The organism is Bradyrhizobium hipponense (assembly GCF_008123965.1).
Taxonomy (GTDB): Bacteria; Pseudomonadota; Alphaproteobacteria; order Rhizobiales; family Xanthobacteraceae; genus Bradyrhizobium; species Bradyrhizobium hipponense.
Genome location: NZ_VSTH01000035.1, coordinates 26284 through 38472 on the forward strand (window position 1 = coordinate 26284; position 12189 = coordinate 38472).

General features: G+C 64.5%; 11 protein-coding genes. 8 read left to right on the forward strand and 3 right to left on the reverse strand.

All coding sequences use genetic code 11. The features are described from left to right. Positions 1-163 precede the first annotated feature (163 nt). The 8 genes from FXV83_RS11305 to FXV83_RS11345 all read left to right on the forward strand — a co-directional run bounded on the left by FXV83_RS11305 (position 164) and on the right by FXV83_RS11345 (position 9422). Positions 164-1039, forward strand: coding sequence for a F0F1 ATP synthase subunit gamma (locus FXV83_RS11305; RefSeq protein ID WP_148739256.1), 876 nt, complete (start codon positions 164-166; stop codon positions 1037-1039). Between the two features lie 54 nt (positions 1040-1093). Beyond that, positions 1094-2536, forward strand: a complete 1443-nt coding sequence (gene atpD, locus FXV83_RS11310; RefSeq protein ID WP_148739257.1) for a F0F1 ATP synthase subunit beta — start codon at positions 1094-1096, stop codon at positions 2534-2536. A gap of 115 nt (positions 2537-2651) precedes the next feature. Further along, positions 2652-3059 (forward strand): F0F1 ATP synthase subunit epsilon, encoded by a 408-nt coding sequence (locus FXV83_RS11315; protein ID WP_148739258.1) that lies wholly within the window; start codon positions 2652-2654, stop codon positions 3057-3059. A 150-nt stretch (positions 3060-3209) separates the two neighbouring features. Further along, complete coding sequence (locus FXV83_RS11320) at positions 3210-4841, forward strand: adenylate/guanylate cyclase domain-containing protein (RefSeq protein ID WP_148739259.1); 1632 nt, start codon at positions 3210-3212, stop codon at positions 4839-4841. 196 nt (positions 4842-5037) lie between these two features. Further along, entirely contained in the window at positions 5038-5868 is an 831-nt protein-coding gene (locus FXV83_RS11325) for an alpha/beta fold hydrolase (protein ID WP_148739260.1), read from the forward strand. Positions 5869-6294: 426 nt separating this feature from the next. Continuing rightward, positions 6295-7500: an NAD(P)/FAD-dependent oxidoreductase gene (locus FXV83_RS11335; RefSeq protein ID WP_148739262.1), complete on the forward strand. Its 1206-nt coding sequence runs from the start codon at positions 6295-6297 to the stop codon at positions 7498-7500. 95 nt (positions 7501-7595) lie between these two features. Next, positions 7596-8528, forward strand: a complete 933-nt coding sequence (locus FXV83_RS11340; protein WP_148739301.1) for an MBL fold metallo-hydrolase — start codon at positions 7596-7598, stop codon at positions 8526-8528. Between the two features lie 147 nt (positions 8529-8675). Continuing rightward, positions 8676-9422 (forward strand): SDR family NAD(P)-dependent oxidoreductase, encoded by a 747-nt coding sequence (locus tag FXV83_RS11345; protein WP_148739263.1) that lies wholly within the window; start codon positions 8676-8678, stop codon positions 9420-9422. A gap of 263 nt (positions 9423-9685) precedes the next feature. On the opposite strand, the gene FXV83_RS11350 is transcribed toward FXV83_RS11345, so the two are convergent. The 3 genes from FXV83_RS11350 to FXV83_RS11360 form a co-directional block, all read right to left on the reverse strand. After that, positions 9686-10186 (reverse strand): RNA pyrophosphohydrolase, encoded by a 501-nt coding sequence (locus FXV83_RS11350; RefSeq protein ID WP_148739264.1) that lies wholly within the window; start codon positions 10184-10186, stop codon positions 9686-9688. An 80-nt stretch (positions 10187-10266) separates the two neighbouring features. Beyond that, on the reverse strand, positions 10267-10770 hold the full coding sequence (locus FXV83_RS11355) for an RNA pyrophosphohydrolase (protein ID WP_148739265.1): 504 nt from the start codon (positions 10768-10770) through the stop codon (positions 10267-10269). Between the two features lie 73 nt (positions 10771-10843). After that, positions 10844-12064, reverse strand: coding sequence for a divergent polysaccharide deacetylase family protein (locus FXV83_RS11360; protein ID WP_148739266.1), 1221 nt, complete (start codon positions 12062-12064; stop codon positions 10844-10846). Positions 12065-12189: the final 125 nt, after the last annotated feature.

Consider the following 12189-nt stretch of genomic DNA (forward strand, 5'->3'; position numbering starts at 1 on the left):
TCCGGCCGGGCGAAAGTGCGAAGCACATCTTCGCAACTGAAGTCCCGGCCATCCACGCATCACCGCGTGGAGACGAAGACGTGGATGCCCGGGACAAGCCCGGGCATGACGATAAGATAGGGTCGCGGTCCAGCCACAGGCTGATCGCCGGGGTGAACGAAGAATGGCGTCACTTAAAGACATGCGGGTCCGCATCGCCTCCACCAAGGCGACGCAGAAGATCACCAAGGCCATGCAGATGGTCGCAGCGTCCAGATTGCGCCGCGCCCAGCAAGCGGCCGAGGCGGCGCGGCCCTATGCCGACAAGATGAGCGCGGTGATCTCCAATATCGCCGGCGCTGCTGCGGGCTCGCCCGGTGCGCCGGCGCTGCTCGCCGGCACCGGCAGGGATCAGGTTCACATGCTGCTGGTCTGCACTGGCGAGCGCGGCCTGTCCGGCGCCTTCAACTCCTCGATCGTGCGCCTGGCGCGCGAGCGCGCGCAGACGCTGATTGCGCAGGGCAAGGAAGTGAAATTCTTCTGCGTTGGCCGCAAGGGCTATGAGCAGCTCCGCCGCCTGTACGACAAGCAGATCGTCGAGCATCTCGACCTGCGCGGCGTTCGCCAGCTCGGCTTCGTCAACGCCGAGGACATTGCCAAGAAGCTGCTGGCCCGTTTCGACGCCGGCGAGTTCGACGTTTGCACGCTGTTCTATGCGCAGTTCAAGTCGGTGATTGCGCAAATCCCGACCGCGCAGCAGATCATTCCGCTGATCGTGGAAGAAAAGGCGGCGAACGCACCGTCGACCTCCTACGAATATGAGCCGGAGGAGGACGAACTCCTGTCCGGCCTGTTGCCGCGCAATATCGCGGTGCAGATCTTCCGCGCGCTGCTGGAGAACAACGCCTCGTTCTACGGCGCGCAGATGAGCTCGATGGACAACGCCACCCGCAACGCGGGGGAGATGATTCGCAAGCAAACCCAGATCTACAACCGAACCCGTCAGGCCCAGATCACCAAGGAGCTGATCGAGATCATCTCCGGCGCCGAAGCGATCTGAGGCACGAACCAAACGACGGTCGTTCAAGTACAGAATTCCGAAGGAGAGCAATTCATGGCCACAGCAGCTAACCAGGTCGGTCGCGTCACCCAGGTCATGGGCGCAGTCGTCGACGTGCAGTTCGAGGGCCACCTGCCGGCCATTCTCAATTCGCTGGAAACCAAGAACGGCAACATCCGCCTGGTGCTGGAAGTCGCCCAGCATCTCGGCGAGTCCACCGTGCGCACGATCGCGATGGACGTGACCGAAGGTTTGGTGCGCGGCCAGGAAGTGACCGACACCGGTCAGCCGATCGCGGTTCCGGTGGGCGCGGGCACGCTTGGCCGCATCATGAACGTGATCGGCGAGCCGATCGACGAAGCCGGCCCGATCCAGTTCGAAGGCAAGCGCGCCATCCACCAGGAAGCGCCGACCTATACCGACCAGTCGACCGAAGCTGAAATTCTTGTCACCGGCATCAAGGTCGTCGATCTTCTTGCTCCGTACGCGAAGGGCGGCAAGATCGGCCTGTTCGGCGGCGCCGGCGTCGGCAAGACCGTGCTGATCCAGGAGCTGATCAACAACGTCGCCAAGGCGCACGGCGGTTACTCCGTGTTCGCCGGTGTCGGCGAGCGTACCCGCGAGGGCAACGACCTCTATCACGAGTTCATCGAATCCAAGGTCAACGCCGATCCGCACGATCCGGATCCGAGCGTGAAGTCGAAGTGCGCGCTGGTGTTCGGCCAGATGAACGAGCCTCCGGGCGCGCGCGCCCGCGTCGGCCTCACCGGTCTGACCGTCGCCGAGCATTTCCGCGACCAGGGCCAGGACGTGCTGTTCTTCGTCGATAATATCTTCCGCTTCACGCAAGCCGGTTCGGAAGTGTCGGCGCTGCTCGGTCGTATTCCGAGCGCCGTGGGTTATCAGCCGACGCTCGCCACCGACATGGGCGCGCTGCAGGAGCGCATCACCACCACGCACAAGGGCTCGATCACCTCGGTGCAGGCCATTTACGTGCCGGCCGACGACTTGACCGACCCGGCGCCCGCGACCTCGTTCGCGCATCTGGACGCGACCACGGTGTTGAACCGCGCGATCTCGGAAAAAGGCATCTACCCCGCGGTGGACCCGCTCGATTCGACCTCGCGCATGCTCTCGCCGCTCGTCGTCGGCCAGGAGCACTACGACACCGCGCGCCAGGTCCAGCAGGTGCTGCAGCGCTACAAGTCGCTCCAGGACATCATCGCCATTCTCGGCATGGACGAGCTTTCGGAAGAGGACAAGCTGACGGTGGCGCGCGCCCGCAAGATCGAGCGCTTCCTGTCGCAGCCGTTCCACGTCGCCGAAATCTTCACCGGCTCGCCCGGCAAGTTCGTCGACCTCGCGGACACCATCAAGGGCTTCCGCGGCCTCTGCGAAGGCAAGTATGACCACCTGCCGGAAGCTGCCTTCTACATGGTCGGCACCATCGAAGAGGCGGTCGAGAAGGGCAAGAAGCTGGCGGCCGAGGCCGCTTAAGCTTTCTCATCTCGTCATCGCCGGACTTGATCCGGCGATCCATCGACAGAGAATCTTGATGGATGGACCCGCGGGTCGAGCCCGCGGGTGACAAGCAGAAAACAACGGATAGTCCATGGCCACCTTCCACTTCGATCTCGTCTCTCCGGAAAAGCTCGCATTCTCGGGCGAGGTCGACCAGGTCGACGTCCCCGGCGTCGAGGGTGACTTCGGTGTGCTGGCCGGACATGCGCCGGTCGTGGCTGCGATCCGGCCCGGCATTCTCACCGTTACCACCAGCGGCAAGCACGAGAAGATCATCGTGCTCGGCGGCCTTGCCGAAATCTCCGAGAAGGGCCTCACCGTGCTCGCCGACGTCGCGACGTCGCTGGCCGAACTCGACCGTGCCCGGTTCGCCGAGACCATCTCGGAGATGGAAGAGAATCTCAAGGAGCACGAGGGCGGCGAGCTCGATCGCGCCATCGAACGGCTCGACCACTTCAAGAGCATCCAGCAGCAGCTCAACTCCACGGCTATGCACTAAGCCCCGGGGCACCGCTCCGGGGCTCGAACACAAGATTTCTGGCTACATTCAGCGCTCGTCACGGCCGTGGCGGGCGCTGAAACTTTGTTGCACCGCGCCGCCGATAGCGGCATTCTGATCCGCGGAAATTTGTTCCGGGGCCGGTAGCAGATGAAACGCAAGATTGCGGCGATCTTCGCAGCCGATATTGCCGGGTATTCGAGACTTGTCGCGGAAGATGAGGAGGAGACGCTGCGGCGTCTGGCCTCCTACCGCGAGGTCGTCGACGACTTCATTGCGAAAGCGGGCGGACGAATCTTCAATACCGCCGGCGATGCCGTGCTCGCGGAATTTCCCAGCGCAGTTGATGCGGTGCGCTGTGCGATCGACATCCAGGAGTCGCTGCGGACCCGCAACATGGCCTATCCGCCGAGCCGCCAGATGTCGTTTCGTATCGGCATCACCATCGGTGACGTGGTCGAGCGCGACGGCGATCTGCTCGGCGATGGCGTCAACATCGCAGCGCGGCTGGAAGGTCTCGCCGAGGTCGGCGGCATTTGCGTCTCCCGCGCCGTGCACGAGCAGGTCGCCAACAAGCTGTCGGTGCAGTTCGCCGATATCGGCGCGCAAGAGGTCAAGAATATCCCGACGCCCGTGCATGCCTACATGGTGGCGATGCGGCGCGAGGACGGCAGCTACAACACGCCGCAGGTGAAGAAGGTCTCGGGCAAGGCCGCGTCCGCGCCGAACTGGATGTGGCCGCTGGTCGTCGGCATCGTCTCCATCGTCGCCATTGGCGTTGGCGGCTTCCTCTATTTCACCAAGCTCGAAACCGCCAAGGCACCGGCAAGCGCCGGGGCAGCGCCGGCTGCGGCGTCAAGCCCGGCCGCCAGTACGGCGGCTGCCGCAGCACCCGGCCCGACGCCGACCATGGCCGCGGCGAATCCGGCGCCGGTCCCTTCGCCGCCCGCGGCCTCAGGCGGCAAATTCCCGGCTGACATGGTGCCGTTCATCGGCGAGCGTGTACGCGCCTATCTTTCCAATGAGTATTCCACCGCCGGCGACTACAAGGCCTTTGCGCTCAACATCGGCGGCTTCACTGGTTCGGCACTGAACCAGCCGAATGAGGAAGCCGCGCGCAACGCTGCGCTCGAGCAGTGCCAGAAGCGCGCCGATGCCTCGCAATCGCCGCGGCGCTGCGAGCTCTATGCGGTCGGCAACGCCGTGGTCTACGCCCACGGCAGGCCGCCGATGCCGCCGCAGCCCTGGGTCCGGCATGACACCGTGACCGAGCGTCGCTTCGCCTCGAAGGACTTTCCGATGGTGCGCGATCCCGCCAAGCTTCGCCTCGAGAACATGTATGTTCCGGCTGCGAAATCGCGCTCGGTCGCGCTGAGCCCGGGCGGACAATATTTCATGGTGATGGGGGCGCCGTCGGCCGACGACTCGACGCGGCGCTCGCTCGAATCCTGCGGTGCACTTGCCGGCGTGGCCTGCATGATCGTGGCGGTCGATGATAATTTCGTGGTGCCGATCCCGACCTTGCTCAAGATCACCGGCTTCTTTCATGCCGCCAGCAACGCCTCGATTCTGGCGGATGCACGCGACGAGGTCGTGCGCAAGCTCGCTGACGCCACCGGCTGGAATGCGGTCGCTGTCGGCACCGCAGGCCGCCCCGGTCTCGGCCTGAAGGCCGCCGACGAGCAGACCGCCGTCAATTCGGCGCTGGCCGATTGCGCCCGGCGCGACAGCGATTGCCACGTCATCGGGATCGGCCCGTTCACGGTGGGGCCGGTTAATTAGGCCGTGAACCCATAAATCTGCCGGACGGGCGGCTTGCGAGGTCCGCTATGCCCCGAGCGATTGGCGGAGGCGCAGGCGTTAGCAGCAATCGCTCTATAGCGACGGCAATCGCTCTGGGGCAGCGGCACGCCAGGTTCGCTAGAGATCGTCGTGCCCACGCTGAGAGAGCGACACACGAACTCAAGGGACCAATCCTATGATCTCCGTCACCACCAACGATGGCGTCCAGATTTTCTATAAGGACTGGGGGCCGAAATCAGCCCAACCGATCGTTTTTCACCACGGCTGGCCACTGACCGCCGACGACTGGGATAACCAGATGCTCTTCTTCGTCAGCAAGGGTTACCGTGTCATCGCCCATGATCGCCGGGGTCATGGTCGTTCGATGCAGGTGAGTGACGGCCACGATATGGATCACTACGCAGCCGATGTCGCGGCCGTCGTAGAGCACCTTGATCTTCGGAATGCCATTCACATCGGCCATTCCACGGGCGGCGGCGAGGCCACGCGTTACGTTGCACGCCATGGCAGAAATCGCGTGGCGAAGCTGGTCCTGATCGGTGCGGTGCCGCCGCTGATGTTGAAGACGGAGACCAATCCGGGTGGCTTGCCCATCGAAGTGTTCGACGGCTTACGCCAGCAGCTCTCCGCCAACAGGGCGCAGTTCTACAGAGACTTCGCGAGCGGTCCATTCTATGGCTATAACCGCCCGGGCGCAGAAGCATCGCAGGCCGTCATCTGGAATTGGTGGCGCCAAAGCATGATGGGCAGCGCCAAGGCCCACTATGATGGCATCAAGGCTTTCTCGGAAACGGACTTCAGCGAGGACCTGAAAAGCATCACCCAGCCCACGCTCGTCCTGCATGGCGGTGACGATCAGATCGTACCCGTCGACGACTCCGCGCCCCTGTCGGCGAAGCTACTGAAGCACAGCACACTAAAAATCTACGATCGTCTGCCGCACGGCCTGTGCACGACACATGCCGACTTCATCAACGCCGACATTCTCTCCTTCATCTCGGCCTAGTCGGCGCCGATCAGGAACAGCGGGAGACAAATATGACCTGGAAGAGCCTCGCCAGCCCACTTGCAATCGAATCGCGACGTAGGGTCGTTGCCCCTGCCGTCTTCTACAGCCTCTCTCTGGCCGTTCGCTTCACTTCCGCGGCGGGCGAGGAGGTGGAAGTCGCGCCGCACTTCATGCAAACGCCGCACCCGCCGGTTTCGATGATGACCGGGGCTGGGTCCGGCCTTCCCTACCAGGACCGGAGTCCGAAGAGGTCTGCACCGGCTGCTTTTCGATACGGCTGGCCGCTGAGCTCGCCGTCACGCTGCATCGCGCCTTAAGACCAGCATTCACTTCACCTCTCGAAGCGCCGCCGAACGCTGCCCTCAACGGAGCAGCGGCGATAGCGCACAGACTTTCGACAAGTGCAAACCAAGGAGAAAATCCATGCGACTAGTCATTATCGGCTCCGGCTTCGCCGGCATGTACGCCGCCCTTTCCTCCGCCCGGCTGCGCGACATTCAGGGCGTTTCGCCTGACGATCTCGAAATCGCACTGATCGCACCGGAGCCGACGCTGGTGGTCCGCCCGCGGCTCTATGAGCCGAAGCCGGAAACCCTGACCGCGCCGCTGCTTGACGTCCTCAAGGCGATCGACGTCGACTACATCCAGGGCAGCGCCGAGACGATCAACACCGATGCTCGAACGGTGCAGATCACGACTCCAAACGGCCCGCGAAGGACTCTGTCCTACGACCGTCTCGTGGTGGCCACCGGCAGCCGCCTCTTCCGCCCCAACATTCCGGGCCTTACCGAGCACGGCTTCAGTGTTGACTCGCTCGATGACGCAATCGCGCTCGACAAGCACCTACACAGCCTGGCCGACCGGCCGGCCATCAACGGGCGCGATACGGTCGTCGTCGCCGGCGGCGGCTTCACCGGCATCGAGGCAGCAACCGAGCTGCCTGCGCGCTTGCGCGAAATCCTTGGCAAGGACGCCAAGACGCGCGTGATCATCGTCGACCGCAACAGCGCAATCGCACCCGATATGGGCGAAGGCCCTCGCCCAGTGATCGAGGAAGCGTTGCGCAAGCTCGGCGTAGAGACCCGGCTCGGGGCTCGCGTCGCCTCGCTCGACAAATCTGGCGTCACCCTTTCGGACGGCGAACGCATCGAAGCCGAGACCGTGATCTGGGCGGCCGGTATGCGTGCCGCTCCGTTGACGGCGCAGATCCCCGCCGAGCGCGACAGTTTCGGCCGCCTGCTGGTCGACCGCGATCTGCGCGTGCCGTCGGTGCCCGGCGTCTTTGCCACCGGCGATGCCGCACGCGCGGCATGCGACGATATCGGCAACTACGCGCTGATGTCGTGCCAGCACGCCACGCGGATGGGCGCCTTTGCCGGCAACAATGCCGCGGCCGAACTGCTGGGCATTCGTACCAAGCCCTACCACCAGAAGGCCTACGTCACCTGTCTCGATCTCGGCGAGGCCGGCGCGCTGTTCACGCGCGGCTGGGAGCGCAAGGTCGAGATGGTCGGCGACGTCGCCAAGAAGACCAAGCAGGAGATCAATACTGTCTGGATCTACCCGCCCCGGGCCGAGCGCGCCGCGGCGCTCGCATCGGCCGATCCGGAGCGCGTGACCAACGTCTAGAAGCCCCAGCGATGGCGGCCGCGCTCCCCTAACTGCGCGGCCTGTTCAACCAAGACCAGCCAGGACCTTTCACCATGAAGCAGGAGACAAAAACCATGAAGCATGAGACAAACATGAGCCTCGACAACACCTCACACTCCCCTACACGGGGCCCCGACGAATTAGTTCCGTCGCGCTACGCGGTGCGGGTCGGGGACATTGAAGTGTTGGTGGTCAGCGATGGTGTGCTGTTGCTGCCGGGCGCGATGTTAGCCCACAACGCCGAACCGGCCGTCCGGGCGGCCTGGCTGAAAGAAAACTTCCTACCGCCGGACGCTTTCGATTGGGCGCTGAACGTGGTCGTGGTGCGTAGCGGCGACCGGACCATCCTCATCGACGCCGGGATGGGGACGGAGTTTCCGGACCTGGAGCGATCCGGGCATGTGATCCATCGGCTCGAGGCCGCCGGAATCGATCTCGCATCCGTGACCGACGTGGTGCTGACCCACATGCACATGGACCATGTTGGTGGGCTGCTCATCGACGGGGTGAAGGAGCGACTGCGTCCGGATCTGCGGATCCACGTGGCGGCCGCCGAGGTCAAGTTCTGGGAAGCGCCCGACTTCTCCCGCGTCTCCATGCCGCCTGGATTCCCGGACGCGCTTCGCTCGACCGCCAAGCGGTTCGTGAAGGAGTACCGCAGCCAGTTGCGGACGTTCGAGGAGGAGTACGAGGTGGCGCCGGGAGTGGTCGTCACTCGCACCGGCGGCCACACCCCCGGGCATAGCGTTGTGCGCGTGACGTCCGGCGGCGACCGGCTGACGTTCGCCGGGGACCTCGTGTTCCAGGTCGGGTTCGAACATCCCGAATGGTACAACGGCTTCGAACACGACCCCGAGGAGGCGGCCCGCGTTCGTATCAATCTTTTGCGGGAGTTGGCGGCGACCGGCGGGCTGCTGGTGGCCACTCACATGCCGTTCCCGTCCATCGGCCATGTGGCCGTCGCCGGCGACGCCTTTCGTTGGGTTCCGGCCATCTGGGACTACTAACCGCTTGTTGGGTTAAGGCCGAACCAGAGCGCGTATGAATTCGCGCCCTGGTTCAAATACCTCGCAACCACTGAGCCGCTGAAACCGAAGTGGTCGCTTAATGCCCGCTTTGACCAACTTCCAACTTTACAGATGAGTCGAACGAACATGCAGAACGAAAAAGTCGTGATCATAACGGGCGGCAGCTCCGGCATCGGTCGGGCCGCCGCGCTCCGTTTCGCCAATCAGGGCGACAAGGTGCTCATCACCGGCCGCCGCGCCGGCCCCGTCGAGCAAACGGTAGCGGAGCATAAGAATATCGCGGGCATCGTTGCGAATACCGCCTCTGCTGAAGACGCCAGGCGGACCATCGCCACGGCGGTCGACAACTGGGGCCGAGTGGATGCGCTCGTCAACAACGCCGGCGCGGGCGCCATCCTTCCGTTATCGGATGCGACAGCCGATCGGATCACAGACATCTTTTCCGTCAACGTGCTCGGTCCGAGCCTGCTGGCCCGCGCCGCCCTTCCTCACCTGAAGGCGACGCAGGGCACCATCATCAACGTCTCCTCGACCTTCGGTCACCGGCCGGCGGCGGGACTATCCCACTACGCCGCCAGCAAGGCGGCGTTGGAACACCTGACCCGCTGCTGGGCGCTCGAACTCGCGCCGCTCGGAATAAGGGTGAATGCGGTCGCGGCCGGACCCACGGAATCCGGCGCCTTGACCGGGATGATGGGGCTATCTGCGGAACAGGCAGAAGCGGTCAAGGAAGACGAGCGCGCACGGATTCCGCTCGGTCGGCGCGGCGTTCCCGACGACATCGCGGAATGGATTGTCCAGCTTGCGGGCCCCGCCTCGCAATGGCTGACGGGCCAGGTTCTCGCCGTCGATGGCGGCTTGGGACTGGCTTAGTTTCCGCGCTGCCAATTGCGGTCCTGTAAGGGTCATTCGCTACAGGGGCGAACGAGTGGCAGGTCCAGCCATGTCCGTAATTAAATTCAGAGCATTAGCGACTGCGCGTTGGTCATGGCGAGTTGATGGCGCACTGTCGACCGGTCTTGCGGCGATTGCGCCATGCCCCCCGATTCTTTCTGAAATGTCAGTGGCTTCGCTGCGACCGCAGGGCAATGCGCCGACGGTGGCCGGCTACTGTGCATGGGGTTGTTTTCGCTGTTTTAGTTTGCGAACGCTGCGAACCCTTGCGCCACAGCCCGATAAACCTCGCGGCGGAAAGGCACGACCAACTCGGCGACACGATCGAGTTTCTCCCAGCGCCACGCATCGAATTCCGCCGGCTGTCCGTTGCGCGGCGTCAGCGGATCGATCTCGCCGTCCTGTCCAGTGAAGCGCAGTGCGAACCATTTTTGGCGCTGGCCGCGAAACTTCGCCAGCCGGTGTGACTGCGGTCCGTCATAAGGCGGGAATTCGTAAGTCAGCCAGTCGGTCTCGCCGAGATAGGCCGCACTCTTGACGCTGGTCTCCTCCCAGAGCTCGCGCAGCGCCGCATCGCGCAAATCCTCGCCTTCGTCGACGCCGCCTTGCGGCATCTGCCAATCGAGGCCCGGCAGGATGATCTCGGGTCCATCGCCCTTGAAGCGGTGCCCGATCAGCACGCGGCCATCGGCGTTGAATAGCGCGATCCCGACATTGGGACGGTAGGGCTTTTGCTCGATCACGGACCACCTTCTTCGTCATTCTCAGGTGTGCAATCGCGCACCATGGGACCTGCTTCGCATGCCCCGGATTGACGATGCAATCACTGCTCCGCGAGCGCGGCAAATTCCTTCACCACCCGCTCATAGACCGGGCGCTTGAAGGGAATGATCAGGCCGGTCAGGTTCTTCATCGGCTCCCAGCGCCAGCTCACGAACTCGGACTTGTGGCCGCCGCCCGGCTTCTCGACATTGATCTCGCTGTCCTTGCCGGTGAAGCGCACCGCGAACCACTTTTGGCGCTGGCCGCGGTAGCGGCCCTTCCAGGTGCGGCCGGCGACCGTGCGGGGAATGTCGTAGGTGAGCCATTCCGGAACCTCGCCGAGCCGCTCGACCGAGCGCACGCTGGTCTCCTCATAGAGCTCGCGCTTGGCGGCTTCCCAGGTGTCTTCGCCGGGGTCGACGCCGCCTTGCGGCATCTGCCAGACATGGGCGTCGTCGACGTGCTCGATGCCGCCGGCGCGGCGTCCGATGAACACCAGTCCGTCCTTGTTGAGCAACATCACGCCGACGCAGGTTCGGTAGGGCAGATCCTCGTAACGCGCCATTCCGCCGAACCTTTCGCATGCTGACCGCAGGCACGTCGGCCCCGCAGGACCCGTACCATACCAATCCGTTGATTTAGCTGGATTTTGATTTCAGCATCGCGGTTGTCAATGGCACCAAAAGGATGCCCCGGTCGCTCAATGTCTTGGTCCAGGTGCCGATCCGCTCGATCGAGACCGGCAGGGCGGAGGCGGTTCCGACCGCCACGCCGCGCTCGCGGGCCGCTGCCTCGAGCTTGTTCAGGGCGCGGTCGATCTCGGCCGGGGTCGGCACGACGTCGATCGCGATGTCGCCCTTGCCGAACGGCATCGCCAGGCTCGCGGCGGCCTGGGGCGCGATGCTGCGCGGCGAGGAGCCGTCGTCGAAGAAGCCAAGCCCGCGCTTGGCCGCCTCGCGGATGATCGGCTGCATCGCCGTCTCCGTCGCCACGAAGCGGGCGCCCATGAAATTGGTGATGCCGGCGTAGCCCTGCATCCGGCTCAGATGCCAGTACAGGCGGTCCATGTTCTGGTCGGCGCTCAGCGACGTCAGCAGCGTTTGCGGCCCCGGATCGTTGTCGGGGAAGTCGTAGGGCTCCATCGGGATCTGGAGGAAGATCTCGTGGCGCTGGGCGCGAGCCCGCTCGGCGAGCTTTCCGGGATCGGAGCCGTAGGGCGTGAAGGCCAGCGTCACCGCGGGCGGCAGCTTCATGATTGCGTCGGTGGTCTTGGCGGCGCCGACGCCGAGGCCACCGATCACGATCGCGACCACCGGCATCTTGGCGGTCTTGGCGCGGTCGGCGTCTGCGGCATAGACGGTGAACGGCTTCAGCCCGCCCGCGACCACGGGAATCATCCCGTAGCGCGACTTCTCGAGCAGCTTCTGGTCGACCCCCGTCATGACGGGCGGTGCCATGGAGGCCGCCTCGCTCTTGTCGGCGGCGTCGCCGCCGATCACCACGTCGTGGCGTGCACCGGAGGAGCCGTCGATGATGGTGACGGTCTTGTGCTCGCCGGAGGCGGCCGGTTTCGGCGCCTCCTTGGTCTCCTGCTTGCCTTCCTGGCCATGGTCGGAAGCGGCTGGCTTCTGCTCCGTGGCCTTGTCCGTCGCTTTGGGCTCGCCGATCGCGAGCCGGGTCATCGGCTCGCCGCCGAGCGGGTCCTTGTTGAAGATGGCGAAGCCGGCAAAGGTGACCAGGAACAGGCCGAGCAGCACGGCCAGCATCTGCATGGCCGTGAACGGCAGCCGCAGCCGGCGTTTCCGGCGCGGCTTGTCCTGTCCGAGCGGGGCGCTCAGATCATCGGCCGTTTCAGTCATGCGCGATCCCGAATCACTGGTGCCGACGATACCACGCCGAGGTCAAGGGGCGGCAGGCCGGGATAGGCCGGGGGCGGCAAGAGTTGGCAGGCGCTGCAAGCAAAAAGGGCGGCTCCAGGAGCCGC